We start from the raw sequence: 26,657 nt of genomic DNA on the forward strand, positions 1-26,657 counted from the left end.
CGAGCCACGCAGTCTGTGGTCTGTCTTTAAGGAAGGAATCCATGCACCAACGCTCATGGCGCGCGCCCCTGCGCCTTACTTCTATTGCCATGCTCGCTGCCCTGCTGGTAATGACCTTCAGTTCCCTGTCAAACAACCTCCACGCAGAACCGATAACCACCGCCCCCCAGCGGTCACTCGACTACCAGCGCGATATCAAACCGATTCTCGAAAACAAGTGCATGGCCTGCCACGGCTGCTACGACGCCCCCTGCCAGTTGAAACTGACCAGCGCAGACGGGGTAGAGCGCGGCGCATCGGCACGGCAGGTCTACGATGCCACCCGCATAGATGACGCGGAGCCGACCCGCCTTGGCATCGATGCCAGCAGTACCGAGGCATGGCGAGAAATGGACTTTTTCTCTGTATTGCACGCAGCCGATGAGGGCAAGGTGCAGCGGCTCGACGGCTCGCTGCTTTACCGCATGATCGAGCTGGGGCAAAACAACCCGCTGCCAGCCAATGCGGTTCTACCGGAAGACATCAAGATCGGCACCGCACACGCCTTCAGTTGCCCAACCATCGACGACTTTAAGGGCTACGCGAAAGACAATCCGCATGGCGGTATGCCCTATGCCGTCACCGGCCTGAGTGAGCAGGAATTTGCCACTCTGAGCCGTTGGATCGGCGAAGGTGCCAACACCGCGCCGCAAGCCTGGCAGCCCTCTGACGCCGAAAAGGCAAGCATCGACCGCTGGGAGTCGTTCTTCAACCAGAGCGGAGCGCGCGAGCAACTGGTTTCCCGCTACCTGTTCGAGCACCTGTTCGTCGCTCACCTGCACTTCCCAACCATATCGGGGAGCAGTTTTTATGAGTTGGTGCGCTCCAGTACGCCGCCTGGATTGCCGGTCAGACCGCTGCGCACCGTTCGCCCTAACGACGATCCGGGCGAACGGTTCTATTACCGTCTGCGCCCACTGCGCGAAACACTGGTCGAGAAAACCCATATCACTTACGGCCTGGACGACTTGCGGATGCGTCGCTGGCAGCAGCTGTTCTTCCAGAATGACTGGGCCGTTGCCACCCCACCCGGCTACGACTACGCCGAGCGCTCCAACCCGTTCCTCACCTTCACCGCCATACCCGCCAAGGCCCGCTACCAGTTCATGCTGGACTCGGCCGAGTATTTCGTGCGCACCTTCATCCGTGGCCCGGTCTGCCGTGGTCAGGTGGCGACCGACGTCATCCGCGACCAGTTCTGGGCAGTGTTCGAAGACCCGGAACAGGAAGCCTACGTCAATGATGCCATTTACCGTAGCATTACCACACCGCTGCTCGGTTTGCCCGGTCAGGATAGCGACCTCTCTGCTCTTGGTAGCGAATGGCTGGAGTACAGCAGCAAGCGCAATCAGTACCTGCAGCTACGCCACGACTATTACGCCGAACGCAAACCCGGCGGCGCCGACATAAGCGAGATTTGGGACGGCGACGGTTATAACCAGGACGCCCTGCTGAGCATTTTCCGCCACCATGACAGCGCCTCGGTACGCCGCGGTCTGTGGGGTCAGGTGCCCGACACCATCTGGGTGATGGACTATCCCCTGCTGGAACGCACCTATTACGAGCTGGTGGTCAACTTCAACGTATTTGGCAGCCTCTCCCATCAGGCCCAGACCCGGCTGTACTTTGATCTGATTCGCAACGGCTCGGAGCTTAACTTCCTACGCTTTGTGCCGCAGGACACCCGTTCTGCCCTGTATGCCCAGTGGTACCAGGGTCATGCCCAGCTCAAGGACAAGATTGCCTATACCGACGTCAACCTCGACGTTCCGGTAGCAATCGACTATCGAGCAGCAGACCATCAGGACAACGCCAGTATCATGGCCCAATTCGCCAGCCAACTGATGACCCGCACCGCCGGCGTCAGCAGTGGCCCCGATACGCTCAACCGTTGCCCGCAGGGCAACTGCCTGCGCCGTGAGCTGAGCGCCAGCGAGGTGCAGATAGACCGAGCCCTGCACACATTCAGCAGGGAGACTGGCAAAACACTGCCGGTGATACCGCTGATGCCTGAAGTGAGCTTCCTGCGCGTTACTGACGGCGAGAATCGCTGGGTCTATAGCCTGGTCCACAACCGCTCGCACACCAACGTCGCCTTCATGTTCGGCGAAGATACCCGCCTGCAACCCGAGCGCGACACCCTGACTGTCATGCGCGGCACGCTGGGCAGTTATCCGAACTTCAGCTTCGATGTCAGCCTGGACGAACTGCCCGACTTCATCACTGCGCTACGCGCGGTAAGCAGTTCAGAGGGCCTGTCGCAGGTAGCGGAAAAATGGGGCGTACGTCGCACCAATCCGGCGTTCTGGGAGGTGATAGCCGACTTCCGTCATTACGTTGAGGAAACGGACCTGACACAAGCGGGTCTATTCGACATCAATCGATACCAGAATCTGTAACCGCTCTACTCCGCCGTCCCGATAGGCAGGGGCGGCGGCCATTGGTGGATTTTGGTTTACACTCAACTCACCATCAATGGACAGCTTCAGCCCATGCAGGCTCAGTCGGAGGGACCCCTTATGCTGATAACGCCTTCACGCCTTTTCTTCGCAATCGCACTTGGCAGCCTGCTGGCTGGCTGTGCCCACAACGGCGGCGCCGATACCCCCACATCCGCCACTCAGGCTGAAGAGCAGATGCCGCCGAAAACACGGCTGGTAACCGGCTCTATCGGCTGCCGCGAGCGCATCGCCCTGCCTCCGGGGAGCGTCGCCCACGTGAAGCTGCAGGACGTCTCGCGTGCGGACGCACCGTCTACCGTACTGGCAGAACAGAAAACCACCCTGATCGGTACGCAGATTCCGGTGCCGTTCGAGCTGAACGTGGAACCGAGAATGTTCCTGCCAAGCATGAGCTACGCCGTCTCCGGCCAAATCTTCAGCGCGGAGGGGCAACTGCTCTGGACCACCGACACTCGCCACTCGATTGACCTCAGCCAGGAGGTCAACGACATGGGATTATTGAACATGGTGAAGGTCAGCGGCCGCGTTCCCCAGGATTCGCAAGTGGTCGACGTGAGCACCATGCTGCCGCTGGAAGCACGCGGCAATGAGCCGGGCTGGATACTGGCAATCGACAGCGAACGCATGCGGCTGAATCGCCAGAACAGCACTGCTACCCAGCTTACCCCGACCCCCACTGCCACCCAACAGGGCAACAGCCTGCGCTTTGATGCAGCGGCGCAACACAACATGGTTGTCGAGATCACACCCGAGCTCTGCCACGACAGCATGACCGGCATGCCCTACCCCTACAGCGTCGAGGTGCAGACGGGGGAAACCGCCCTGTCCGGTTGCGGGGGCGCGCCTGAAACACTGCTTGTCGGCAAAACCTGGCAGGTCCAGACCATCAATGGCGATGCCGTCGATCCAGAACAAACGGTAACCATCAGCTTTACAATCGATGGCCAACTGGGTGGCCAGGGCGCCTGCAATGCGTTTTCTACCGGCTATGAGCTTACCGGCGAAGGCCTGAGCACGCACACAATTGCAGCCACCGAACGCGCCTGCAAAGGCGGCCTGATGGAACAGGATCAGGCGTTGTTCAACGTGCTTCAGCAGCTGTCGCGGTTCGATATCAGCGACCAGGGACAGCTGTACCTGATCGCGACAGATGACCGCAAGATCGTCGCAAAAGCCCAGTAACACCCGTTCCAGCGTGGACAGCACGCCTGCTATCGGGCATTATGCCGGCGCCAATGACCCTGCGTTTCGCAGGGTCAACCCCCGTTATCCAGAGGTACCCGCATGAGTGATCTGCCCCAATGCCCTGCCTGTCAGTCCCCCTACACTTACCAGGACGGCCTGATGTATATCTGCCCGGAGTGCGCCCACGAATGGTCATCAGCTGACCAGGGTGGCGATACCGAAGAGTCCGGTATCAAGGATGCAAACGGCAACCCGCTGCAGGATGGCGACACCGTGACCGTCATCAAGGATCTCAAGGTCAAGGGCTCGTCGTTGGTAGTGAAGGTCGGCACCAAGGTCAAGAACATTCGCTTGGTCGACGGCGATCACGATATCGCCTGCAAGATCGACGGTATCGGCGCGATGAACCTCAAGTCCGAGTTCGTCAAAAAGGTCTGAGGCCTGTCAGCGGCGAAAGCGAACGTGCTGACGCAACGGGCTTTCGCCGCGCCAGACAAACCCTTCCCAGTAATAATGCATGAACGAGATCAGCAGGATTGCGATCCCGATGAAGGCATGCTGCTGATAGCTGTTAAGAAGCCAGGCAATCAGGATCGACGCTGCTGGCAGCACCACGAACGGCGTCATACCGTTAGATGGCAGCCAGCGATACAGCCAGCCTGCTGACGTTCGCACTTGCCGGTTGCGGTCATGAGTGATGTACACGCTGAACGCCGTCAGATCATGAATCAGCCGCGGCATCAGGATGACCAGCAAGGTGTATCCCAGTTCGTTGATCGCAAACGCGCTGATCAGCAGCAGCCCGTTGGCCCAGATGAACCAGCGCCCCAGTCGCTCTTCACAGTCTCGCGCCAGCTGCCAGGTCAACAAGATCAGAGCCGCGCAGAAACAGCCAGCCAGCCAGGCAAACAGCCTGTAGCCGTCGATGCCAGCCAGTTGAACCCGCCCCAGATATTGCCCACCGTAGACCATCAGATAGATCGCCATGCCCGCGAATATGGCGGCCCACTTCCAAAGGCGAAACAGACGACCCGGCCTGCGCCCGCTAAGGACCAGTGCAATGCCCAACTGCTGGGAGAGGACATGAAATACGGTAAAGCCGGCAAAAAACACAAACAGCAGTTGGTAGCTCAGCGGCTGCGGCCCATACCATCCGGCAAGGCATACCAGCAGAAATACCAGCGAGGCGGGTAACAGTCGCCACCGGTAATGCCGCAGGTAATCTCGATCAGACAACGTCAGCGCGCTGGCGATAATATGCGGCAAGCCAAACAGCAGAGCCCACAGGGCCCAGTCATTCGGGTCGTCGGGCAACAGGCCATGCAGCAAGGTCCGTTGCAAGACCAAGGTATCCAGTGCAACCACAATAAAAGACAGCGGAATGACGCAATAGAGCGCGAGTAACCAACGCCCGTCAACGCAGTGTAAGGAAGAGTCAGGATGCACAGGATATCCGCAGTGATGGCTGTGCTACACACTTGATCACAGCCCGCCCAGCGGGCCCATCACCCGAAGTGGTGACCCTCAGCTGACAAACACGGTCGCCAGCCAGGCCACCAGCAGCGAACAGACCACGATGATGCTCAACGGTCTGCGTAGCGCCGGATACCAGACTGGCGCAACGCCGTGCTCAACCGCCCAGATGTCGGCGAAATACAGCGCCGCAAAGGCAACAAGAATAACCGGCAGGCCAAGCGCATTTGGCAGCGCCAACGCCACCCACCCCAGCAATGGCGGAATCACCGACAGCCCCAGTTGCACAGGTGCCTTGTCGCTGTTCTCCTCCGCACGCATGGCCAGTCCCCAGTGGATGGCGCCCATGAAAGCCAGGGTGATAGCGGCGTAGGCCAGCAACTCCTCGAGCACACGATCTCGCCACGCCTCGGGCGTCACCCACAGACTCAAAGCACCGGATACAAAGGGTATTAGCCCAGCCAACCCCAGCCCTAGCGCAAGGCGTGGGGGGCGTGTCGCGCCGAATGGATGCATGCAAACTCCGCTGCAAAATGTCCTGAAAACCGGATTAATTATAGGGCCTTGCCGGGTACCGACAAGCCTGGTGTGCGGCGGCGCGGTAGCCGTCGTAACAACGTTTTCAGCCGCTGGCGTAGCATCGCCGCATCCGCCTCACCGCCAGCGTATTGCTGGGCAACAAAGCAGTCGAAAAATGCCGCTATTTCAGCCTGCTGCGACGGCAAGGCACGGCTGATGCGCTGCTGCCAGTCGCGCGGCCCTTCGCCTGTCTTGGCGCCCAGTCCCAGTGGCCGCAGACGCCGATCCAGGCGCTGCCAGGCCCGCTGCGCTGGCGTCCCGGTCAGCCGCCGCGGGCGCAGCCAAATGAACGCCTGCACCAGCATGAGGCTGAACACCAGCACCAGTACAACGGCTCCTACCCGCTGCCAGTCCGCGGTACCCAACCAGCGGCGGAATAAGGCCAATTGCTCCTCTGAGCGGAAGTTCAGCACTCGCAGCTGCCACTGATAGTTCAGGTCATCCCAGCCAAGACGCAAGCTGTTAAGCCAACTGACCCCACGGTAACGCGCGCTGGACAACGGCGATTCTGCAAGAAAGCTGCCCTCCTCGCGCATTGCTTCTTCCAGGCCCCGCTCGATTCGCGTCGGCGCCACCTGGAAGGTTGGATCAAAGGCTGTCCAGCCGCTATTCGGCAGCCACGCCTCAACCCAGGCATGGGCATCAAACTGATGGACCAGCAGATACCCACCTCGCGGGTTCAACTCGCCGCCCTGATATCCCGTAACCACCCGTGCGGGAATACCTGCGGCACGCAACACAAACGCCATGGCGCCAGCATAGTGCTCACAGAAACCGCGTCGGGTGTCGAACAGGAACTCGTCGTTGGCGTGCTGCCCCAGCGCAGGGGGCTTCAGTGTGTAGTGAAAGGGCTGTTCGGCAAACTGCTGCAGCAGCGCCTGAATCAGCCCGGCATCGCTGGCATGTTCTGCTCGCAACTGCTGGGCCCAGGCACGCGCACGCGGGTCGCCGCTGGCGGGCAACTGCAGTTCGCGCTGTCGCTCCCTCGCCGACAGGCCATCCGGCTGCAATCGCGCCGCACTGTAGGATGAGGCCTCGTAGGCAAAGGTGCTGCCCAACGGCATGCGCGCGCGCAGAGTGTCGTCAGCCAGCCTTGTTACCTGTGGCGTATCACTGCTGCTGCCTCTCAAGCTGTACAACCAACTGCGGCCGCTGGGCTGGGCAATTACCTGATAATGCAGCGGGCCACCCTCCGCTACTGTCGGTGGTGCCGCTCGCCGCTCAAGGCTCCGATCCTGCGACCAGGCCCTGCCATCGAAGCGGCTCATGGTCAGAGCACGCCAGTACAGCGTCGCGGCTGGCGGCGTCTGACCGTCAAACTGCACCCGAAACGCCAGCTCCGGCGACTGCGCCAGATTGGCAATATCCGCCGGGGCCATGCTTTCAGACAGTCCGGTCCGCGCGCTGTTGCTGGGCAGGTTCACCGACCATAACGGCGCCAGTCGGGGAAAGAACAGAAACAGCAACAGCATCAGCGGTAGCGCCTGCAACAGCATGCCGCCGGCGTGACGCAGCGCTGCGAGCGGGTCATTACGCGCAGGGCTTTGCTGCAGCCCGACCAGCGCAGCAACCAGAACCAGCGCGCTGAAGCACTGGTAAAGCGCCAGCGGGATACCCTGATCGAACAGAAACGCGGTGGCGACGATGAAAAAGCCCAGATAAATCACTACCAGCGCATCGCGCGGGCTGCGCATCTCCAGCAACTTGAGCATGAACAGCAGCAGCAACAGCATCACCGTGGCATCGAGCCCGATCAGCGTGCCTTGGGTAAAAAACACCGCCAGCCCGGTCAGCAAAAGCCCGCCTACGCGCAGCAGACGCCCCGGATAGCCCCAGCGCATGCGTTGAATCTGGACCCGCCATAGCGCACACCCCAACCACAGCCCAGCTAGCCACCAGGGCAGTCGAGGCAGATGCGGCACCAGCACCACCAGCTGGGCAATCAGCAGCCAGGCAAGACTATTTCGCGGAATCAGCGCCCTCATGTTGGCACTCCCGGTCCGTACAATGCCAACGCACGCAGACAGCGCTCACGGTGGACATCCCCCAGCGCTGGCTCAATCTGCTGTCCCGGCAGGCTCAGGCCATAGGGCCGACGATCGGTCTCCAACGCCAGCACCCAGCCAGTCATGACACCGAGGCGCTCGTCCAGATCACGTCCCGGCGCATCGCCCAGATTCAGCCACAGGCTTTGCTGCTGCGGTTCGGCGAATACCTTGCTGTGCAGCCCCTGCCCGCGTGACCAGGCGCGCCAGTCGAGCCGCCGACGCGAGTCGCCCGGCTGGTAAGCCCGCAAGCCCTGAAAATCATCCACGCCTTCAACCAGCATCTGGTCCTGATCATGCTCAGCACCATCCGGCGCACTCCCCCTCGGCAGCGGGCATTTGACCGGCTTTGGATACACCAGTACCTGCCAGTCCAGATCAAGCAGACTCCATGCCTGGAACCAGCCAAGCGGATACACGGTTTCAATACGCAGGCGCTCGAGCGGCAGCCAGCCGCGACGACGGGTGGGATGGTAGAGCGTAACGGCCTGTTCGCCTGCAGCAGGTATGTCTACCGTATGCGTGGCGACCTCCGGCCAGCTTAGACGCAGCGCCTGATGCTCCCGCCGCATGCTGCTGAGCACCAGGCTCAGCGGAGCCTGCTCACCGGCGAACACCGGTCTGCCGCCGGTTGCCTTGAGTTGCACCCCGCCCAGATTCCGGTAGGTATGATGCAACGCCACCCAGAACAGACTGAGCAGAGTGAAGGTCAGGCCGTAGACCAGACTGTTTTGATAGTTAATGGCACCCACCAGCATGATGGCCAGCAGCAACAGGAAGGCGCCGCCGGCCTTGCTCGGAATGATGAAAATGCGCCGGTGATCGAGCCGAATCTGCTGCGCCGGCGGAATACGGCGACGCAACCAACCCCGGTGCCACTGACGCAGGCGACTGCGCACCCCAACGTTCACACCGGCGACACCTCGGACAGCAACCAGCGCGCCAGACTGTCGCCGCCATGCCCGGCCGGATCGTGGGTGGCGCGCAGACGATGACTGACCACCGCCGGCAACACCGCCTGCACGTCTTCGGGAATCACGTAATTGCGCTGTTCCAGCAGTGCCCAGGCGCGGGCTGCGGCCAGCAGGCCCAAACTGGCCCGTGGTGACAAGCCCCAGGCGCAGGCGTCACTGTTGCGGGTGTGATTGACCAGCCGCAGGATATAGTCGATCAGCGCGTCGCTGGCGGTAACCTGCGGCACCAGGGCTTGCAGCGCACAGAGCTGTTCACGGCCGAGCACGGTATCGATTCCGTCCAGACGAACCCGCCGGTCATCGCCCTGCAGCAGGCTCTTCTCGGCCGCCTCGCTGGGGTAACCGAGCGACAGGCGCATCAAAAACCGATCCAGCTGCGACTCCGGCAAGGCAAAGGTGCCGGACTGGGAAACCGGGTTTTGGGTGGCGATCACGAAAAACGGATCGGGCAGCGGGCGAGTCGCCCCATCAACCGTCACCTGGCCCTCCTCCATCGCTTCGAGCAGAGCGCTTTGGCTCTTCGGGGTCGCACGGTTGATCTCGTCAGCGAGCACCAGTTCGGCAAAGATAGGGCCTGGATGAAAGACAAACTGAGCGGTATTGCGATCAAACACCGAGGTGCCCAGAATGTCGCCTGGCAGCAGGTCACTGGTGAACTGAATACGCTGATAACTCATGCCCAGTACTCTGGCGAGTGCCTGCGACAGCGTGGTCTTGCCCATGCCGGGCAGATCCTCAATCAGCAGGTGCCCCTTGGCCAAAATGCAGACCAGCGCCAGCTTGATTGCTTGGGATTTGCCCAGTAGCACCTCGCCTATCGCGTCCTGCGCCGCGCTTAACACATCCTTCATGCTCACCTCTTCTCCGGGCTACCATGCCATGGTAGGTGCAAGCGCTGCTGCGGGAAAGACAAATGCAATAGCTTGTAACAGGCTGTGTACCGTCCACTAGGCAAATCAGAGGGAGTTCCATGCCGTTGCTGCGCACACTGTCCCTGCTGCTGACCTCCCTACTGGGTGGCTGCTCCGCACTCGCCCCGGTCAACTGGCTAGTACCCAACAGCGACTATAAAGCCCTCACCGACCTGAGTTACGGCGAGCTGCCGCGTCAGCGGCTGGACGTTTACCTGCCGCTGGACCTGAAAGCCAACGCCCCGATAGTGGTGTTCTATTACGGCGGCAGCTGGCGCAACGGCGAACGCGCCGACTACCGCTTTGTCGGCCAGGCGTTGGCCAGTCGCGGCATTATCACGGTGATCCCCGACTACCGACTGTATCCGGAGGTCCGCTATCCCGACTTTCTGCGCGACAGTGCCAAGGCGCTGGCCTGGGCTCGGGCTAACCAGAGCGACTGGCAAAGCTCATCCGGCCCGCTGTTCGTCATGGGCCATAGTGCCGGCGCCTATAACGCCGCCATGCTCGCGCTCGACCCGCGCTGGCTGGCACAAGAACAGCTTGCCCCTGAGGTGCTCAGTGGCTGGATAGGCCTCGCCGGCCCCTATGACTTTCTGCCGATCATCAACCCCAATGTGCAGCCGGTTTTCTATCATCCGCAGACACCGGTTGACTCCCAGCCACTGGTCCATGCCAGTGCTGCCAGCCCGCCCGCACTGCTGCTTGCCGGAGCCGATGACAGCCTGGTTGACCCACAGCGCAACACCCGGCAACTCGCCGAGGCATTGAGAGAAAACAAGGTAACCACGCAAAGCGCGGTGCTGAACGACATGGGGCACATCAAAATTCTGCTCACCCTGGCAGCGCCCTTTCAGGACTGGGCACCGGTGATTGAGCAGGTCAATTGCTTTGTCAGCCGGCACGGCAAGCGAGATGGCGGCCAGCGAGTCAGCACTGATTCGGCCGTCGCCTCAGGCTGCACCAACCAGGAAGAAACTGCACGAGCGAGGAAAAGCACCACAACAGCCAACGGCACAAGCCGAAAGCCCTGAAAGAAGACCGAGCGACGCTGGAAGGAAAGGGAGCGAAGAGGTTAAACGCAGAGACACGATACCGGCGGACACACCCCGCCGGTATCGCAGCCAATCACATGCCGACGGCCATCCCAACGCCAGCCAGGCTGATCAGCGCGCCCAGGCTGCCCATGACCACACGGGCGGCCTTGCGCTCCTGCAGCCAAAGACCACCGAACAGGCCGGCAGCATGCAGCACGGCAGTGGCCAGAGCAAAGCCCAGTGCATAGCTCAGTGCGCCAGCCGATGCCGGCATTTCCGCACCGTGGGCGTAGCCGTGGAACAGCGAGAAGCCAGCCACCAGCAGCGCGACCGGCGCGGTCTGACCGCGTTGCGCCACAACCAGCAACGCCCCCAGCACAATCACCGAGCCAACAATGCCCAGTTCAACACCCGGCAGGTGCACACCCGCCATCGCCAACGCACCGCCCACCAGCATCACGGAAACGAACAGCACCGGCAGCAGCCAGCGGGCAGCACCGCCCAGCTTGGCGCCGCACAGACCAACAGCCACCATCGCCAGCAGGTGATCCATGCCCATCAACGGGTGCGTGATCCCGGCGGCCAGTCCCGAGACATCATGGCCGGGGTGCGCCTGCGCCAGTCCAGGCAGCAGGGCAAGAGTGGCAATCAAGCCAAGGCGTTTGTTCAACAGTGTCATGTCAGGCTCCTTGTTGCTGTGCAGTGTCCGGCAGAGCCTTGAGCATGCCCTGACGTACGATAAATTCGATGATCTGGTCCACGCCCTGACCGCTCTTGAGATTCGAGAACACGAACGGACGCTCGCCGCGCATCTTCTTGGCGTCACGGTCCATAACATCCAGATCAGCACCAACCAGCGGGGCCAGGTCGGTCTTGTTGATGATCAGCAGGTCGGAACGGGTGATGCCCGGGCCGCCCTTGCGCGGAATCTTATCGCCGGCAGACACGTCGATCACGTAGAGGGTCAGATCAGACAGTTCGGGGCTGAAGGTCGCAGCCAGGTTGTCACCGCCGCTCTCCACCAGCACCAGTTCCATGTCCGGGAAGCGTTCCTGCAATTCGGCCACCGCCGCCAGATTCATGGACGCATCTTCGCGAATCGCGGTGTGCGGGCAGCCGCCGGTTTCTACCCCGAGAATGCGGTCTTCCGGCAGGGCCTGATGGCGCAACAGGAAATCGGCGTCTTCACGGGTGTAGATGTCATTGGTGATCACGCCCAGGTTGTAGTGTGGGTACAGGCGCTCGCAGAGGGTGCGAACCAGCGCGGTCTTGCCGGACCCGACCGGTCCGCCGATGCCTACCCGCAGTGCAGGTCTGGAAGTCATGTGTCAGTGCTCCTTAAGATCGAAACAATCGGGTGTATTGATGTTCATGGCGGGCGCTGGCAAAGGCCAGGCCCGGTAATCCTGCGCCGAGATCATCGGCTGACAGCGTGGCGGCGGTATCCACCACAGCAGGCAAATCGGGCAGCATGCGATCCAGCAACCGCTGGGCGTCGGTCTGCCCGAGCGGAATCAATTTGGTTGCGGCGCCGGTCTGGTTTTCCAGCCAGCTCCAGAGCGCACCCAGCGCCAGCGCACGAGCACCGGTCTGCCAGTGCTGCCCGGCCATCGCCAATGCGGTCATCAGCGCAATCGGCTCGCCCTGCGGCCATTCCATCGCCGCCGGCACCGCCAGCGACTTGAGCAGGCGCAGCAGCGCCCCGCCCTGCTGGCTGTCTTCAAGGTACAACTCTGCCGTTTCCCGGTTGGCCAGCAGCCAGTCGTTCCAGGAAAACAGCGCGCCTTCGTCATCACGCTCCAGCGCATCGTACTGGCGCAGCAGCAACGGAATATCCAGCTTCGCCAGCGAGTGACCGAGCAAACCGCCAAGCCAGTGGGCGGCACTGTCGATGTCACTCACCCAGTTCTGCTCGATGGCGTACTCCAGCCCTTGCGAGTAGGCGTAGGCACCAATCGGCAGCGCCGGACTGGCCAGCTGCAGCACACGCAGCAGGGCCAGATCAGCGACCGGGCTCACCTCAGTCATGGGCATGCCCAGCGAGGCGCAGCAGCGGCGCGGCCGGCGTGGCTACGCTGTGGCTGTGGTTGTGATACGCGCCCTTCTCCGGGTTGAACGGTGCGGTGATCTGCTCGACCTCCAGTCCGAAGCCCACCAGCATGGCGTCCAGCACATGATCGCACTGGTAGCGCAGCTCGGTCGCATGCACCTCCAGCGCCACGTGGCGGTTGCCCATGTGATACGCAGCGCGGGCCAGTTTCAGGGTGTCGTCACAAACAACGCGCGAGAGTTTTTCCGGCGCGGCGGCAATCATCAGCACACTGCCGTCTAGGCACTGCAGACGATCGCCCTGCGCCAGCACGCGACCACGGGGCAGAAACAGACCGACTTCGTCTCCGGCAACCGTTTTGGCACGCAGACGGCTGCGGGTACGCAGCTCGTAGGTCAGCTCCAGTACGTGGTCATGGGGACCGGACTCGTCCTCCAGCCAGGCATGACATTCCAGCATCGTGCTCTCCTTAAAACAGGTAGTAACGCTGCGCCAATGGCAGCTCGTCAGCCGGCTCGCAGAGCAGCTCAACGCCGTCGGCCTTGACCACATAGGTCTGCGGATCGACGCTGATGTCCGGCTGATAATCGTTCAGTTTCATGTCGGCCTTGCTGATAGTGCGGGTATTGCGCACGGCCTCGAGACGACGCTTCAGGCCCAGCTTTTCCGCCACGCCAGCATCAATCGCCGCCTGCGAGACAAAGGTCAGGCAGGTGGTGTCCATGCCCCGGCCGAAGGCGCCAAACATCGGCCGGTAATGCACCGGTTGCGGCGTCGGAATGGAGGCATTCGGATCACCCATGGGCGCCGCTGCAATGGCCCCGCCCTTGAGAATCAGGCTCGGCTTGGTGCCGAAGAACGCCGGTTTCCACAGCACCAGATCCGCCAGTTTGCCGACTTCAATTGAGCCCACCACATGACCGACGCCCATGGTGATCGCCGGGTTAATGGTGTACTTGGCGATGTAGCGTTTGACCCGCGCGTTATCGGACCAATCATCGTCGCCTTCCAGCGGGCCACGCTGGACTTTCATCTTGTGCGCGGTCTGCCAGGTGCGGGTAATCACCTCACCAACACGGCCCATGGCCTGGGAGTCGGAGGAGATCATGCAGAAGGCGCCCAGGTCATGCAGGATGTCTTCGGCGGCGATGGTCTCGCGGCGAATGCGCGAATCGGCGAAGGCCACATCTTCGGCGATGGCCGGATCAAGGTGGTGACAGACCATCAGCATGTCGAGGTGCTCGTCGACGGTGTTGATGGTGTAGGGCCGCGTCGGGTTGGTCGAGGACGGCAGTACGTTGGATTCGCCGCAGGCCTTGATGATGTCCGGCGCGTGACCGCCACCGGCCCCTTCGGTGTGGTAGGTGTGAATCACCCGGCCGTTGATGGCCGCCAGGGTGTCTTCAACAAAGCCGGATTCGTTCAGGGTGTCGGTGTGGATCGCCACCTGCACGTCGAAGGCATCGGCCACGCTCAGGCAGCAGTCAATCGCCGCCGGGGTGGTGCCCCAGTCTTCGTGCAGTTTCATGCCCATGGCACCGGCCTGAATCTGCTCTTCCAGCGGGTCCGGCAGGCTGGCGTTGCCCTTGCCGAGAAAGCCCAGATTCATCGGGAAGCATTCGGCCGACTGCAGCATCTTGCCGATATGCCAGGCACCCGGCGTACAGGTCGTCGCGTTGGTGCCGGTGGCCGGGCCGGTGCCGCCACCGATCATGGTGGTCACACCGGACATCAGTGCCTCATCAATCTGCTGCGGGCAGATAAAGTGAATGTGCGCATCAATGCCGCCGGCGGTAAGGATCATGCCCTCACCGGCGATCACCTCGGTGCTCGGCCCGACGATGATGTCGATGCCGGGCTGAATGTCCGGGTTGCCGGCCTTGCCGATCGCCTGGATGTTGCCATCCTTGATCGCCACGTCGGCCTTGATGACGCCCCACCAATCGACGATCAGAGCGTTAGTGATGACGGTATCCGGCGTCTCGGCGCGGGTACGCTGGCTCTGTCCCATGCCATCACGGATGACCTTGCCACCACCGAATTTCACTTCTTCGCCGTAGCGGGTCAGGTCCTTCTCGACACTGATCCACAGCTCGGTATCACCGAGGCGAACGCGGTCGCCGGTGGTTGGGCCGTACATTTCCGCATAGGCCTGTCTGCTGATTTCCATTGTTCGCTTCCCCCATATCTGCTCAGAGACTGCCCATGACGTCGCCACGGAAGCCATAGACCTTGCGCTCACCCGCCAGCGCCACCAGTTCTACCTCGCGGCTCTGCCCCGGTTCAAAGCGCACCGCGGTGCCGGCGGCGATGTTGAGACGAAAGCCTCGCGCCGCATCGCGATCAAACTGCAGCGCCGGGTTAGTCTCGGCAAAGTGGTAATGGGAGCCGACCTGCACCGGACGATCACCGCTGTTAGCGACGCTGATCACCAGTGTTTCGCGCCCTTCGTTCAGTTGCAGCACGCCGGGCCGGGTCTGCACTTCTCCTGGAATCATGACGGGCTCCTCAGGGAATCGGGTTATGGACGGTGACCAGCTTGGTGCCGTCCGGGAAGGTGGCTTCGACCTGCACCTCGGCCAACAGCTCCGGCACGCCGGGCATGACCTGCTCGCGGGTCAGCAGCGTGCGGCCATAACTCATCATCTCGGCCACACTGCGACCATCGCGCGCGCCTTCCATGATGGCAGCACTGATATAGGCCATCGACTCGGGGTAGTTCAGCTTTACGCCACGGGCCAGCCGGCGCTCGGCCAGCAGCGCGGCGGTAAACAGCAGCAGCTTGTCTTTCTCGCGGGGTGTCAGCTCCATGAAGAGGGCTCCATCTCAAGTGTTCCAGATGCGTGGTGCACAGGGTTCACGGCCGTTGATCAACGGACGCAGCTGCCGCCACAGACGAATAAAGGTATTGCGCGCATGCTCGGCATGCAGGCCGAGATAACGCCCAATCAGCAGCCCGTTGCGCTGGGTCAGCGCCAGCTCCGGGCAATCGGTCAAGCTTTCACGCAGATCATCCATCTGCTGGCGGTCCAGCTGCACAGTCGCCAGCCAGGTACCACTGACGCCACAGCCGCCAAGTCCCCAGCGGGCTGCCAACAACGGATCGCCACCGACGAACTGGTTGCGTTCGATGTAGATCGGCCGGCCATCGCGCCAGACATCCAGCCGCTGATCAACCTGACCATAGCTGAAGCCCTCACCTGCTGCCGGGCGCCCAAGGCAGAGCAAATCCCAGGCCACGCAGCGGGCATCAGCGGCAAGATCGATGCGGGTGATCATGCGCGCGTTGCAGCCCTCGAAGGCGATGGTGTCCTGCGGAAGGTATTCAAGGCTGCTGCCAGGCGCCAGCGAGAACCGATTGTGCTGCACCTGCAGGGTACCGTTATCACGGGCCCGGTAGAACTTGCCGGAGGATGGCGTAGTCAGGACAGTACAAGCGTTCTCCTGCATGTCGGCCTGCAGACGCAGATTGTCGCCACTGACCAGCCCGCCCGGTGGGTGCAAAATGTACAAATGCGGGCAATCAACCCCTTCCGGAGTAAACGGACGCTGCACGCGCAACGGGCCGCGGTGACTGGTGTGAGCCAGCTGGGTGCGCGCGCCGCATCGCACAAAACCAAGCCGCAACCCGGCCTGCCAGTTCAATGCGCTGTCATGCTGCTCAAGGTGCCAGGCGTGTGTCATGCGTACTCGTTTCCAACCCAATATCGGTTTTTACAGAGCAAGTGCCATGCCACATAAGCGCTCCCGAGTTCCGGGGGATGCACGAGGACGGCGCAGTGAGGCGCGCACCAATTCAGGTCACCGACCATTTGGACAGCTTTCTTATGCACTACTCTGGAGCACAATTGGAAACATTCACCGCCTTGCAACTCAGCGTCAATCTGTTATGGTCGACAGGTCGGCGTCCTGTCGACGTTTTCCCTTACCTTATTTTTACCCAACTCTGATCAAGGAGTAGTGCCGTTCGCCATGAACAAATCCCCTGCAATCGTCTTGACCCGTCTGGATGTTCAACGCCTGGAGAAGGTAATGGCCGATATACCGGCCCCGCTGGAAATGCTCGAAGCGCTGGAGGACGAACTGCTGCGCGCACGCGTCATCAGCCACCGACAGATTCCCAAGGACGTGGTTACGATGAACTCGACGGTGCGTTTCATTGACGAGGCCAGCGATCGGGAGTTTGTGCTGACCCTGGTCTACCCGGAACAGGCTGGCCGCCCCGGCACCATTTCCGTGCTCGCGCCGGTTGGCATGGCGCTGCTGGGCCTGAAGATCGGTCAGAGCATCAACTGGCAGGGCCCGGCCGGGCGGCCCCTGCGGCTGAAAATTATCGATGTGCTCTATCAGCCAGAAGCCAATGGTGATTTCCACCTCTGATGCATTTGCCCCAGCCCGGGGCAATGCACTGTATCAGGGCGTCTCTTCGCCGCGTTCGTGCGACAGCTCCAGCGCGGCTCGCTCGGTCCACTCCTCACTCAGCTCTGCCTTGACCGAGACGCCCAATTCCTTGAACTCGTTGACCTGCTTGACCAGGTTGCCGCGTCCGTCGACCAGCTGGTCCCGCGCCTTGCGATAGGCCTGCGACGCCTTATCCAGACTGCTTTCAATGCCGTCCATACTCGACAGAAAGGTGCGCAGCTTGTCGTGGATCTTGCCGGCGCGGTCGGCCAGCTCCGCGGTGTGCCGGTTTTGGTCTTCAAAGCGCCACAGCTGACGCACGATGTTCAGACTGGTCAGCAACGTGGTCGGGGTTGCCACCAGCACATTCTGCTCAATCGCCTTCTGGAACAGGCTCTCATCTGCCTTTAGTGCCTCAACAAAGGCCGATTCGATGGGGATGAACATAAACACCATCTCCGGCGCATTCAGCCCCGGCAGCTCAAAATAATTGCGATCCGAGAGCTCACGGATACGATCACTGACCGACTGCACATGCTCGCTCAAGGCGATGCGCCGCTCGGCCTCGTCCTCGCTGTTGATATAGCGGGTGTAGGCGTTGAGCGACACCTTGGCGTCGATGATCAGGTGCTTGTCCTGCGGCAGATAGACCAGCACGTCCGGACGCTGGCGTTTGCCTTCGGCGTTGTTGATGCTGACCTCACGCTGGAAGTCCTTGCCGGCGCGCAGCCCGGAGCGTTCCAGCACGTTCTCCAGAATCAGTTCGCCCCAGTTACCCTGGGTCTTTTTCTGGCCGCGTAGCGCGGTGCTCAGATCGTGGGCTTCCTGGGTAATCTGACGGTTCAGCTCCTTCAGGTGATTGAGCTCTGCCGCCAGCGTGGCCTGCTGCTGGGTGTCCTTGTGGTGGATATCCTCGACCTTCGCGCGGAACTGGTCGATCTGCTCACGGAAGGGTTTAAGCAGCGCGTCCAGCGACTGTTGACTGGTCTGCGAAAAAGCCTGCCCCTTGGCCTCAAAGATCTTGCCCGCCAGCTGCTCGAACTCCATCTTCAACTGCTCACGACTGTCCTTGAGCAGTTGCTGTTGCTCGGCAAAGTGCTGCTGCCGTTGTTCCAACGAGCTTTCCAGGGTGGAGTGACGCACCTTGAGTGCTTCGTGTTCCTGCTGCAGTTCATCCAATCGCCCCTGCAGACGCTGACGCTCGCTGCGCAGCTCCTCCAGCTGACGCCCCTGCTCTGTGCCCAGCGTTTGCGCACGCTCAGCCTGAAGTTGCCAGTATTGCTGCTGGGCCTGCTGCTCGCTGAGCCGCGACTGCAGCTGCTGCTGCTGCTCACGCAGTTCGGTCAGGGACTCCTGCAGGTGCTCAATGCGAGTCAGCTGTGCGCCGCGCTCACTGCCCTGCTGATGCAACTCCAGTTGGGCCTGCTGCGCGGTAATCTGCGCCTCCCCGAGCTGCGACTGCACCTCGCCAAGCTGCTCCTGCAGCGCGCTGCTGCGGCGCATCAACAACCAGGCCGTAAGCCCCCAGCCAGCCAGCAATGCGAGGGAAAGCACAGGTAACAACAGAGTCAGATCAAGCGCGGGCATTCAATTCTCCTTTAACTGCCGCCATTATCCCTGTGCTCGCGGCTGAATGTAACCGCCATCAACGACTGCGCAGTGAACCCAGCAATCCGCGTACTATCTGCCGGCCAAGCTGAGTGCCGATGGAACGCATGGCGCTGCGGCCAAACGACGTGATCATGTCCGTCACTTCATCGGCCATGCTCTTTTCACGCCGGCTGCGCGTGGTGCCCTGTTTGCGCGTTGCCGGTTTTTCTTCTGACATCGAACGCTCGGCCTGCTGTTGCAGCAATTCATAGGCAGACTCGCGATCAACCGGCTCGTCGTACACTCCCTTGAGCGGTGAAGCGGCGAGCATGGCAGCGCGCTCGGCGTCCGTAATCGGCCCCATCTGACTGTCCGGCGGTCGCACCCACACGTGCTGCACGATTGACGGCGCTCCCTTTTCATCCAGCACCGAGACCAGCGCCTCACCCACGCCCAGTGCAGTGATCACGGCTTCGGTATCCAGATCGGGATTGGCGCGGAAGGTCTGGGCCGCAGCACGGACTGCTTTCTGGTCTCGCGGGGTAAACGCGCGCAGCGCGTGTTGCACCCGGTTGCCTAACTGCGCCAGCACGGTATCCGGCAGGTCGAGCGGGCTCTGGGTCACAAAATACACTCCCACGCCCTTGGAACGGATAAGACGCACGACCTGTTCGATACGATCCAGCAACGCCTTGGGCGTGTCATTGAACAACAGGTGGGCCTCGTCGAAGAACAGTACAAACCGGGGCTTGTCGGCATCGCCAACCTCCGGCAGTTGCTCAAACAGCTCGGACAGCAGCCACAGAAGGACACAGGCATAGCCCAGCGGGCTCTCCCGATACAGACGCTCGGCATGCAGGATATTGACCACGCCCTGACCGTGCTCGTCGACCTGGAGAAAGTCATCCAGCGAGACGGCAGGCTCGCCAAACAACTGCTCCCCGCCCTGTTGCTCCAGGCGCAGCAACGAGCGCTGGATAGCACCAACGCTGGCTGGCGAGATATTGCCGTAGCGTGGCCCCAGCTCGGCACGGTGCTCGTGGACATGATTGAGCATCGCCCGGAGGTCTTTCATGTCGAGCAGCAGCCAGCCCTGATCATCAGCGACCCGGAACAGAATATCGATGATGCCGCTCTGGGTTTCATTCAGCCCCAACAGCCGCGACAGCAATTGCGGCCCTAGCTCGGAGATGGTCAGGCGCAGCGGGTGCCCTTTCTCACCATACACATCCCAAAACACTACCGACGCGCCTTTGGGTTCCAGCGCCTCAATACCGACGCGCAGCGCGCGCTGCTGAAGCTTTTCCGACACTACACCCGGTTTGGCAATGCCCGAGAAGTCGCCCTTGATATCAGGGACCAGCACCGGGACACCCAGTTGCGAGAAAGCCTGTGCCAGCACCTGCAATGTGATCGTTTTTCCAGTGCCGGTTGCGCCTGCAATCAGCCCGTGGCGGTTGGCCATACGCGGCTCTATGGCAACCGTTCCCTCTGCATTACCGCCGATCAACAACGCTCTGGTAGTCATTTCCCACTCTCCGTTGGTCTGGCTCGACACCCGCCCGCATTATGGACGAGCGGCGTTTCCCTGTAAGCACCCCATCCCCCGCCGCTCCCCCATTAGGGGGGGATAAACAGAAAAAGTATCGGCATAGAGTCAAATCCAGCGGCAGAATCGCCTTCGAGCACTGCTGCGAGCCTGGGATCCTCAATAACAACAAGCGCCCGGCGCGAGGACAACATGAAAAACATAAAAACAAGAAAGCTCTTACAGTGCAGCCTAAAACCCATGGTAGTCGCCATCGCAATGGCCTCAGCGCTGCCCGCGCATGCGGTGCGATTTGATATTGGTGACATCGAAGGACAGTTCGACTCAAGCATTTCCATCGGCTCCAGCTGGGCAACTGCCAACCCCGACAAAGACTTCATCTGGGCCAATAGCGGTGGCAATGCAAACGCTGCCAACACCGACGATAACCGGCTGAACTTCGACAAGGGCGATGCGTTCTCCACGATCTTCAAGGGCATCCACGACCTGTCGCTGCAATACGGGGACACCGGTGTATTTCTGCGTGGCAAGTACTGGTACGACTTCGAGTTGAAGGACGGCCATCAGGACCTTTACGACATCAGTGACGACAACCGCAAGACTGCCGCCAAGGCATCCGGCATTCAGTTACTGGATGCCTTCCTCTACCACAACTACACCATTGGCGACATGCCGGGCTCAGTGCGTATCGGTAAACAGGTGGTGAGCTGGGGTGAAAGCACCTTTATTCAGAACGGCATCAACAGCATCAACCCCATCGACGTTGCCGCGTTCCGCCGTCCCGGTGCCGAAATCAAGGAAGGTCTGATCCCGGTCAACATGCTCTATCTGTCACAGAGCCTGACCGACAACCTGGGCATGGAAGCGTTCTACCAGCTGGAGTGGGATCAGACCGTCATCGACAACTGCGGCACCTTTTTCTCGCCGAGCGACACCCTGGCTGACGGCTGCTATCAGGTCGGCGTTGGTGGCAGTCAGAACGGCGCCAACGGCGACCCGACGTTTGTCTACCTGCCACGCGCCGGGGACCGTGACGCCAAGGATGAAGGTCAGTTTGGTGTGTCCTTCCGCTACTACGCTGAGCAGCTGAATCAGACCGAGTTTGGCCTGTATTTCATGAACATTCACAGCCGCTTACCGACCTATAACACCATTTCTGCCGGCAACGGCGGAGCTCCGACACCGATTGGAGCAGAACCCAATAACCAGACCGGGCAAGTTGATGTGCCTTTGCTGGGTAACTACTTCCTCGCCTACCCGGAAGATATCCGTATCTACGGTGTAAGCTTCCAGACCAACGTCGGCGGCACGGCACTGTCTGGCGAAGTCAGCTACCGGCCAAACCAGCCAGTCCAGATCAGTTCGAACGACTTGACCGGAGCCGCGCTGACAAACCACATCAGCCCGATCAATACCAGCGGTCACGTTCCTGGCGCATCGTTGGGTTCAACCATTCCCGCCGGCACAGTGATTCAGGGTTATACCCGCATGCCTGTAACGCAAGCACAGGTAACCGCCATCAGGATTTTTGACAACATTCTGGGTGCCCGCAGCATGACGGTGATTGGCGAGGTTGGCTACAACCACATCAGCGGCATCAAGAGAGGTCTTGATGAGCTGCGCTATGGTCGCGATTCGCTGTACGGATCCGGTCCACTTCCACTCGGCGCCTGTGAGGCCGTGCTCAATGCCGCTGACCCGTCTGATTGTACCTACGACGGTTTCTACACCAGCAGTTCCTGGGGCTACCGAGCACTGGTCAACATGGAGTACGAAGGCTTCGCTGGCGTGGCACTCAAGCCCAGCTTTGCGTTTTCCCACGACGTCAACGGCACTGGCCCGAACTTTGTTGAAGGTTCAATGGCCGCCAGCGTCGGTCTGACCGGCGTTTACAACAACAAGTACAACGCCAGCATCAACTACACCAACTTCTTCGGTGGAGACTATAACCCGAACACAGACCGCGATTTCGTGGCTGTCAGCGTCGGCGTTAACTTCTAATAAGAAACGGAGCAAGCAATGAAAAAGATTCCTAAACGATCCCTTCAGCTTCTCGGCGGCGCCATGCTCAGCGCGCTGGCGCTGTCAGTCAGTGCTGCCGTCTCGCCCGACGAGGCTGCCAAGCTGCAAACCACCCTGACCCCGATGGGCGCGGAACGTGCCGGCAACGCCAGCGGCACCATCCCGGCCTGGACCGGCGGTATGGCCAAAGACGCTGCGGCGGTTGATTCGGATGGTTTTTATGCCGACCCCTTCGCCGGCGACCAACCACTGTACACCGTCTCCGCCGCCAATATGGATCAGTACGCCGACATGCTCACCGACGGGCAGAAGGCGATGCTCAAGCGCTATCCTGACACCTACAAGCTGCGCGTTTTCGAGACCAACCGCAGCGCCACCGTGCCCCAGGAAGTGTTTGATGCCATTGCCCGCAACGCCGTCAATACAACGCTGGCCGAAGGTGGTAACGGTCTCGAGAATTTCGACACAGCCTACCCCTTTCCTATTCCGCAGAATGGCGTTGAGGTGATCTGGAACCACATTACCCGTTACCGTGGCGGTAGTTTCACCCGCGTCATGGCACAGGCCACCCCGCAAGCGAACGGCTCGAACACCATGGTGATCCTGCAGGATGAGTTCTGCTTTGCCACCGCACTGACCGATTACGGCCCGAAGATCTCCGATAATCTGATGTTCTATTTCACCCAGCGCATCCTGTCACCGTCGCGTCTGGCCGGTGACGTCCTGCTGGTGCACGAAAATATCAACCAGTTTGAGGAACCGCGCGCCGCCTGGATGTACAACGCCGGTCAGCGTCGTGTACGCCGTGCGCCCCAGGTCGCCTATGACGGCCCGGCGTTCAGCGCTGACGGTACTCGGGTATCGGACAACTACGACCTCTACAACGGCTCACCGGACCGCTACAACTGGAAACTGGTCGGCAAGCGCGAATTGCTGATTCCGTACAACAACTTTGCCATCGCCTCGCGCGACATTGAGTACGATCAGATCATCCAGCCGGGCCATATCAACCAGGATCTGGTGCGCTACGAAGTGCACCGCGTTTGGGAGGTTGAAGCGACCCTGAAGGAAGGTCAACGCCACGTCTACGCCAAGCGTCACTTCTTCATTGATGAGGATAACTGGCAGGCAGGTGCGATCGATCACTATGACGGCCGCGGCGGACTGTGGCGCGTGGCAGAGGCGATTGCAATGCAACGGTTTGACCAGCAAGTGCCAGGTTACGCCATCGAAACCCTGTATGACCTGCAAAACGGTCGCTACATGGCACTGGGCATGACCAATGAGGAGCGTAAGAACTACGACTTCAGCTTCCGAGCGTCGTCGGCAGACTTTACTCCCAACGCGCTGCGGGCATCCGGTATTCGCTGATACCTGAGCAGCACCGGGCCCCTGTCGTTTCCGCTGCTCCGGACGACAGGGGCTTTCTTTTTTCAGCGGCCCTGAACGCAACCCGAAGCAGCCAGCGGAACGGTCCGCACACAAATAGCGGGAGCGGCCATCAGACTGCTCCGTATCGAAGGTTAAAAGTAAAACGTCAGACCAATGCGTACTGCTGCAGCATGACCGCAGCCTGGGCACGATTGTCCACTTTCAATTTGGCGAAGATGTTTTTCATGTGTGACTTGATCGTCTCGGGCGTCACATTCAGGTCGCGGGCAATCTGTTTGTTTGACTTGCCCTCAGCAACCAGCTGTACCACCTGACGCTCCTTGACCGTCAGCGCCAGCAACGCCTCGCTGCCCCCTACTCCCTCACCCTGTACATCAATGCCCAGCAACTCAGTGGCCAGTTGCTGCAAGGGCACCGGGCAATGCCGGACAAACAGCCCACAGGCATCCTGGCTGGGCAGATCACTCAAAAGACTGACCATGCCAGTATCCTTGACGAGCTGCAGTACCGAACCCAATAACGGCGTTGCAACATCCACTCCGCGCTCTCGACCCAATAACAGGCCGGTAACCGCCCCCAGTTCTGCGTAGTAGAGGCAAATTTCCGCACTCTCGAGCCGCGCCAGCATCTGCTCGGCCTGATCCAGCAACTCAGGCTCGCAGCGCTCAACCTCCAATGCCAGCCAAAGTCGCGACAGCAACGCGAAGTATTCACGGTCCAGCCACTGATCCGGCCATTCAAGGCTGGCCAGTTGCTGCAGCATGCTGCAGCAAACGCGGGCTTCGCGCGGCTTGCGTTCCAGCAGATGCAGGCGTACCCGCTCCAACAACGCCCGCGACTGCAGCCGCGGCCAGTCCCGAGCCAACGCCAGCGATTCCAGGTCGTCCAGCATGCGCCGAGCCTGGGCAAATCGGCCTTGATGGGCCAACAAACGCACTTGAGCCATATATGCAAAGGCAGTGCACTCGATGAAACTGCCAGCCTTGATATAGGGCATACACTCCTGCAACAGCGCCTCGGCCTCGGTGAACTCGCCGCGCAGGTAGTGCCCCGTGGCACTGAACCCCTTGGGTAGTGCGGTCAACACCGGATTTGGCTGGCGCAGGTTGCAGGCAAACAGCTCGGCAGCCTCCTCCACCAGACCATCAAGCGTTGCCATACCCTGCACAATGCGTCCCTGGTAAAACTCGCTCAAAGCATACAGCGACTTGCGATAGCACTCGTGCATGAAATAGCCGCGATTGCCCTCACCAATGCCCTGCGTCGGCGGCAAGGCGTACATCTGGTCCCAGCGGCAAGACCGCATGTGCGCGGCACAAATGACATTGACCAGTACATTCTGGGCCCAGGCCGTGCAGTGTCCGGACTCAAAACAGGCAGCGGCAAGCGGAGCAGCATGGGCAAATCGATCATCCAGCGCCAGCACCATGGCTTTGATTGCCTGGACCTCCCAATGCATGGCAACCGCCTCGTCACCAACCGCCAACTGACGAATTTCGGCCTCCAACTCATCAGCAAGGCGCATTGCAGTACCGTGCTCCAACGCCAGTCCCATTGCCCAAGCTCGGGTAATCTTGAGCGGCACTGAGCTGTCACCCGGCTGTGCTTTCCAGCGTTTTTCCAGCAACATCAGCGTACTGAAATCACCCTGTTCCATGAGGATGCTGGCGCATTCCTGCATCCACGCACGTAGCTGTGCAACGTCTCCGCTGTCCATTCCCAACTGAATGGCGTCGAACCAGAGTTCCCGTTCGGCGAACCATCTGGCTGCCTTGAGCAGGAATGCGCGCGCCGCTACTTCATCGTGACTGAAGGAAGCCGTCCGCAAATGCTCACGGAACATCGGATGCAGACTGAACCAGCTGTCCTGCTCATCCAGCACGTTCAGAAACAGCTGACGTCGACGCAGCAACGCCAGCAGCTCCTCCGCGGCATGGTCACCAAACAGGGTGCGCAATAACGCGGGGCTGAATTTGTCCAGCAGGCCCAGAAAACACAGGCAACGGCAGGTCGCCTCATCCAGCTGAACCAGAATGTCGTCAAACAGGCTGGCGATACTGCGCGGCAGCTGCCGTGTACCAGTCGAGTTTGGTGTCAGCAGATAAGCGCGTAGTGCCGCAATCCAGCCATCCGCCACAGCCTGTATGCTGCAGAGGTCACCGCCCTGCTCTGGCTGCAAACCGCCCTTGCGCAAGAGGTCTCGCGTCTCCTCAGGCTCAAAGCGCAGCATCGCTGCATCGACTTCAAGGCGCTCATCAGCGTAGAAGTGCTCGACGATGGCTTCAGGCAGGTCCCGGCGACCGATAAAGACCATGTGCACATGCTCTGGTGCGCGATGCACCAGAAAGCGCAGCGCCTCAACCAGCACAGTGTCATCAATACAGTGATAGTCATCCAGAAACAGCGTAATCGGCTCCGGCCGCAGCTCCAGCTCACTCATCAGCCAACTGGCCATAACCTGGGGGCTGTGTTGACTGGCGTCCACCTCAAGGCAACGCGTTCCCACAGCAGGGCAAACACGGTTTATCGCCGCACTAAGATAGTAGAGAACCCGCTGAGGGCTATCGTCTTCGGTATCCAGCGATAGCCAGGCAACCGCATGCCCCGACGCAGTAAGCCGCTCTGCCCAGATGGTAGCCAACGTTGTTTTGCCAAACCCGGGTGGGGCTTCGAGAATCGCGAGCCGACGTTCGCTCAGCTGTTCAGCGAATTGCTCAAGACGAGGGCGTGGAAGAATGCCGCGACCGCGACGCGGAGGCGTGATCTTGGTCATCAGCAGCACTGGTAGATCGGCACCCCGGTTCTGCCCGGGGGAGGATTGCGGGGCAATCCAGGCCACCTGTTTCCTGTTCATGAAGTCGATCCATGCCGAGCACGGGCTGCGTAAGGCAGCCTCTTTTTGTTATTAACACCATCCACCTTAGCAGGCAGATAGAAGCGTGCACAGC

General features: G+C 60.8%; 23 protein-coding genes. 7 read left to right on the plus strand and 16 right to left on the minus strand.

Going from position 1 to position 26,657, the window contains the following annotated elements; all coding sequences use genetic code 11:
- The first annotated feature begins 110 nt into the window (after nucleotides 1–110).
- From ACKPCU_RS13885 to ACKPCU_RS13895, 3 genes are all read left to right on the plus strand, one after another.
- Nucleotides 111–2,438 (plus strand): fatty acid cis/trans isomerase, encoded by a 2,328-nt coding sequence (locus tag ACKPCU_RS13885; protein ID WP_407651857.1) that lies wholly within the window; start codon nucleotides 111–113, stop codon nucleotides 2,436–2,438.
- 120 nt (nucleotides 2,439–2,558) lie between these two features.
- Complete coding sequence (locus ACKPCU_RS13890) at nucleotides 2,559–3,683, plus strand: YbaY family lipoprotein (RefSeq protein WP_321347569.1); 1,125 nt, start codon at nucleotides 2,559–2,561, stop codon at nucleotides 3,681–3,683.
- Nucleotides 3,684–3,785: 102 nt separating this feature from the next.
- Complete coding sequence (locus tag ACKPCU_RS13895) at nucleotides 3,786–4,124, plus strand: zinc ribbon domain-containing protein YjdM (protein ID WP_321347570.1); 339 nt, start codon at nucleotides 3,786–3,788, stop codon at nucleotides 4,122–4,124.
- A 6-nt stretch (nucleotides 4,125–4,130) separates the two neighbouring features.
- Here ACKPCU_RS13895 and ACKPCU_RS13900 read toward each other — a convergent pair whose 3' ends face one another.
- The 5 genes from ACKPCU_RS13900 to ACKPCU_RS13920 form a co-directional block, all read right to left on the minus strand.
- Entirely contained in the window at nucleotides 4,131–5,027 is an 897-nt protein-coding gene (locus tag ACKPCU_RS13900) for a hypothetical protein (protein ID WP_321347571.1), read from the minus strand.
- 183 nt (nucleotides 5,028–5,210) lie between these two features.
- Complete coding sequence (locus ACKPCU_RS13905; protein ID WP_104737596.1) at nucleotides 5,211–5,675, minus strand: DUF3429 domain-containing protein; 465 nt, start codon at nucleotides 5,673–5,675, stop codon at nucleotides 5,211–5,213.
- A 38-nt stretch (nucleotides 5,676–5,713) separates the two neighbouring features.
- The gene (locus ACKPCU_RS13910; protein ID WP_321347574.1) at nucleotides 5,714–7,723 is read right to left on the minus strand and encodes a transglutaminase TgpA family protein; all 2,010 of its coding nucleotides are present in this window, start codon (nucleotides 7,721–7,723) and stop codon (nucleotides 5,714–5,716) included.
- The gene (locus tag ACKPCU_RS13915) at nucleotides 7,720–8,694 is read right to left on the minus strand and encodes a DUF58 domain-containing protein (protein WP_321347576.1); all 975 of its coding nucleotides are present in this window, start codon (nucleotides 8,692–8,694) and stop codon (nucleotides 7,720–7,722) included. The genes ACKPCU_RS13910 and ACKPCU_RS13915 overlap by 4 nt, the downstream gene beginning before the upstream one ends.
- A complete protein-coding gene (locus tag ACKPCU_RS13920; protein WP_321347578.1) occupies nucleotides 8,691–9,608 on the minus strand; it encodes an AAA family ATPase in 918 nt (305 codons plus the stop codon). Before ACKPCU_RS13920 ends, ACKPCU_RS13915 begins: the two co-directional genes overlap by 4 nt.
- A 119-nt stretch (nucleotides 9,609–9,727) precedes the next feature.
- Between ACKPCU_RS13920 and ACKPCU_RS13925 the strand changes: the two genes are divergently transcribed.
- The gene (locus ACKPCU_RS13925) at nucleotides 9,728–10,702 is read left to right on the plus strand and encodes an alpha/beta hydrolase (RefSeq protein WP_321347580.1); all 975 of its coding nucleotides are present in this window, start codon (nucleotides 9,728–9,730) and stop codon (nucleotides 10,700–10,702) included.
- 94 nt (nucleotides 10,703–10,796) lie between these two features.
- On the opposite strand, the gene ACKPCU_RS13930 is transcribed toward ACKPCU_RS13925, so the two are convergent.
- Genes ACKPCU_RS13930 through ACKPCU_RS13965 form a run of 8 tightly spaced genes read right to left on the minus strand, consistent with a single transcriptional unit; the run spans nucleotide 10,797 to nucleotide 16,439 of the window.
- Nucleotides 10,797–11,384 carry a HupE/UreJ family protein gene (locus ACKPCU_RS13930; RefSeq protein WP_321347582.1) on the minus strand — a complete coding sequence of 196 codons (588 nt, stop codon included), beginning with the start codon at nucleotides 11,382–11,384 and terminating at the stop codon, nucleotides 10,797–10,799.
- A 1-nt stretch (nucleotide 11,385) separates the two neighbouring features.
- Entirely contained in the window at nucleotides 11,386–12,030 is a 645-nt protein-coding gene (gene ureG, locus ACKPCU_RS13935) for an urease accessory protein UreG (protein ID WP_088275330.1), read from the minus strand.
- A gap of 13 nt (nucleotides 12,031–12,043) precedes the next feature.
- Nucleotides 12,044–12,733 (minus strand): urease accessory protein UreF, encoded by a 690-nt coding sequence (locus ACKPCU_RS13940; RefSeq protein WP_229744349.1) that lies wholly within the window; start codon nucleotides 12,731–12,733, stop codon nucleotides 12,044–12,046.
- Entirely contained in the window at nucleotides 12,726–13,214 is a 489-nt protein-coding gene (ureE, locus tag ACKPCU_RS13945; RefSeq protein WP_104737602.1) for an urease accessory protein UreE, read from the minus strand. The genes ACKPCU_RS13940 and ureE overlap by 8 nt, the downstream gene beginning before the upstream one ends.
- Nucleotides 13,215–13,224: 10 nt before the next feature.
- Nucleotides 13,225–14,925, minus strand: a complete 1,701-nt coding sequence (gene ureC, locus ACKPCU_RS13950; RefSeq protein ID WP_104737603.1) for an urease subunit alpha — start codon at nucleotides 14,923–14,925, stop codon at nucleotides 13,225–13,227.
- Between the two features lie 22 nt (nucleotides 14,926–14,947).
- Nucleotides 14,948–15,253, minus strand: coding sequence for an urease subunit beta (locus tag ACKPCU_RS13955; protein WP_088275339.1), 306 nt, complete (start codon nucleotides 15,251–15,253; stop codon nucleotides 14,948–14,950).
- 10 nt (nucleotides 15,254–15,263) lie between these two features.
- A complete protein-coding gene (gene ureA, locus ACKPCU_RS13960) occupies nucleotides 15,264–15,566 on the minus strand; it encodes an urease subunit gamma (RefSeq protein WP_104737604.1) in 303 nt (100 codons plus the stop codon).
- A 15-nt stretch (nucleotides 15,567–15,581) separates the two neighbouring features.
- Nucleotides 15,582–16,439, minus strand: coding sequence for an urease accessory protein UreD (locus tag ACKPCU_RS13965; protein WP_321347589.1), 858 nt, complete (start codon nucleotides 16,437–16,439; stop codon nucleotides 15,582–15,584).
- A gap of 288 nt (nucleotides 16,440–16,727) precedes the next feature.
- On the opposite strand from ACKPCU_RS13965, the gene rnk reads away from it, so the two are divergent.
- Complete coding sequence (gene rnk / locus ACKPCU_RS13970; protein ID WP_104737606.1) at nucleotides 16,728–17,135, plus strand: nucleoside diphosphate kinase regulator; 408 nt, start codon at nucleotides 16,728–16,730, stop codon at nucleotides 17,133–17,135.
- 33 nt (nucleotides 17,136–17,168) lie between these two features.
- On the opposite strand, the gene ACKPCU_RS13975 is transcribed toward rnk, so the two are convergent.
- Both ACKPCU_RS13975 and ACKPCU_RS13980 read right to left on the minus strand, forming a co-directional pair.
- Nucleotides 17,169–18,743: a DNA recombination protein RmuC gene (locus ACKPCU_RS13975; protein ID WP_321347592.1), complete on the minus strand. Its 1,575-nt coding sequence runs from the start codon at nucleotides 18,741–18,743 to the stop codon at nucleotides 17,169–17,171.
- A gap of 58 nt (nucleotides 18,744–18,801) precedes the next feature.
- Nucleotides 18,802–20,274: a helicase HerA-like domain-containing protein gene (locus tag ACKPCU_RS13980; RefSeq protein WP_321347595.1), complete on the minus strand. Its 1,473-nt coding sequence runs from the start codon at nucleotides 20,272–20,274 to the stop codon at nucleotides 18,802–18,804.
- A gap of 261 nt (nucleotides 20,275–20,535) precedes the next feature.
- On the opposite strand from ACKPCU_RS13980, the gene ACKPCU_RS13985 reads away from it, so the two are divergent.
- Together ACKPCU_RS13985 and ACKPCU_RS13990 are read left to right on the plus strand one after the other, a co-directional pair.
- Nucleotides 20,536–22,296 carry a DUF1302 domain-containing protein gene (locus ACKPCU_RS13985; RefSeq protein WP_321347596.1) on the plus strand — a complete coding sequence of 587 codons (1,761 nt, stop codon included), beginning with the start codon at nucleotides 20,536–20,538 and terminating at the stop codon, nucleotides 22,294–22,296.
- Between the two features lie 18 nt (nucleotides 22,297–22,314).
- Entirely contained in the window at nucleotides 22,315–23,688 is a 1,374-nt protein-coding gene (locus tag ACKPCU_RS13990) for a DUF1329 domain-containing protein (RefSeq protein ID WP_321347598.1), read from the plus strand.
- A gap of 166 nt (nucleotides 23,689–23,854) precedes the next feature.
- Here ACKPCU_RS13990 and ACKPCU_RS13995 read toward each other — a convergent pair whose 3' ends face one another.
- On the minus strand, nucleotides 23,855–26,563 hold the full coding sequence (locus tag ACKPCU_RS13995) for a LuxR C-terminal-related transcriptional regulator (protein ID WP_321347602.1): 2,709 nt from the start codon (nucleotides 26,561–26,563) through the stop codon (nucleotides 23,855–23,857).
- Nucleotides 26,564–26,657 lie beyond the last annotated feature (94 nt).

It is taken from the genome of Halopseudomonas oceani (assembly GCF_963677335.1).
Lineage (GTDB): Bacteria > Pseudomonadota > Gammaproteobacteria > Pseudomonadales > Pseudomonadaceae > Halopseudomonas > Halopseudomonas oceani.

What these genes read in the sequence shown, in the direction of transcription:
- ACKPCU_RS13965 (WP_321347589.1), bottom strand. Translation starts at nt 16,439, where the DNA reads ATGACACACGCCTGGCACCTTGAGCAGCATGACAGCGCATTGAACTGG.
- ACKPCU_RS13995 (WP_321347602.1), bottom strand. Translation starts at nt 26,563, where the DNA reads ATGAACAGGAAACAGGTGGCCTGGATTGCCCCGCAATCCTCCCCCGGG.
- ACKPCU_RS13955 (WP_088275339.1), bottom strand. Translation starts at nt 15,253, where the DNA reads ATGATTCCAGGAGAAGTGCAGACCCGGCCCGGCGTGCTGCAACTGAAC.
- ACKPCU_RS13985 (WP_321347596.1), top strand. Translation starts at nt 20,536, where the DNA reads ATGGTAGTCGCCATCGCAATGGCCTCAGCGCTGCCCGCGCATGCGGTG.
- ACKPCU_RS13990 (WP_321347598.1), top strand. Translation starts at nt 22,315, where the DNA reads ATGAAAAAGATTCCTAAACGATCCCTTCAGCTTCTCGGCGGCGCCATG.
- ureC (WP_104737603.1), bottom strand. Translation starts at nt 14,925, where the DNA reads ATGGAAATCAGCAGACAGGCCTATGCGGAAATGTACGGCCCAACCACC.
- ureG (WP_088275330.1), bottom strand. Translation starts at nt 12,030, where the DNA reads ATGACTTCCAGACCTGCACTGCGGGTAGGCATCGGCGGACCGGTCGGG.
- ACKPCU_RS13890 (WP_321347569.1), top strand. Translation starts at nt 2,559, where the DNA reads ATGCTGATAACGCCTTCACGCCTTTTCTTCGCAATCGCACTTGGCAGC.
- ACKPCU_RS13905 (WP_104737596.1), bottom strand. Translation starts at nt 5,675, where the DNA reads ATGCATCCATTCGGCGCGACACGCCCCCCACGCCTTGCGCTAGGGCTG.
- ACKPCU_RS13975 (WP_321347592.1), bottom strand. Translation starts at nt 18,743, where the DNA reads ATGCCCGCGCTTGATCTGACTCTGTTGTTACCTGTGCTTTCCCTCGCA.
- ACKPCU_RS13910 (WP_321347574.1), bottom strand. Translation starts at nt 7,723, where the DNA reads ATGAGGGCGCTGATTCCGCGAAATAGTCTTGCCTGGCTGCTGATTGCC.
- ACKPCU_RS13895 (WP_321347570.1), top strand. Translation starts at nt 3,786, where the DNA reads ATGAGTGATCTGCCCCAATGCCCTGCCTGTCAGTCCCCCTACACTTAC.
- ACKPCU_RS13980 (WP_321347595.1), bottom strand. Translation starts at nt 20,274, where the DNA reads ATGACTACCAGAGCGTTGTTGATCGGCGGTAATGCAGAGGGAACGGTT.
- ACKPCU_RS13885 (WP_407651857.1), top strand. Translation starts at nt 111, where the DNA reads ATGACCTTCAGTTCCCTGTCAAACAACCTCCACGCAGAACCGATAACC.
- ACKPCU_RS13925 (WP_321347580.1), top strand. Translation starts at nt 9,728, where the DNA reads ATGCCGTTGCTGCGCACACTGTCCCTGCTGCTGACCTCCCTACTGGGT.
- rnk (WP_104737606.1), top strand. Translation starts at nt 16,728, where the DNA reads ATGAACAAATCCCCTGCAATCGTCTTGACCCGTCTGGATGTTCAACGC.
- ACKPCU_RS13920 (WP_321347578.1), bottom strand. Translation starts at nt 9,608, where the DNA reads ATGAAGGATGTGTTAAGCGCGGCGCAGGACGCGATAGGCGAGGTGCTA.
- ACKPCU_RS13940 (WP_229744349.1), bottom strand. Translation starts at nt 12,733, where the DNA reads ATGACTGAGGTGAGCCCGGTCGCTGATCTGGCCCTGCTGCGTGTGCTG.
- ACKPCU_RS13930 (WP_321347582.1), bottom strand. Translation starts at nt 11,384, where the DNA reads ATGACACTGTTGAACAAACGCCTTGGCTTGATTGCCACTCTTGCCCTG.
- ureE (WP_104737602.1), bottom strand. Translation starts at nt 13,214, where the DNA reads ATGCTGGAATGTCATGCCTGGCTGGAGGACGAGTCCGGTCCCCATGAC.
- ureA (WP_104737604.1), bottom strand. Translation starts at nt 15,566, where the DNA reads ATGGAGCTGACACCCCGCGAGAAAGACAAGCTGCTGCTGTTTACCGCC.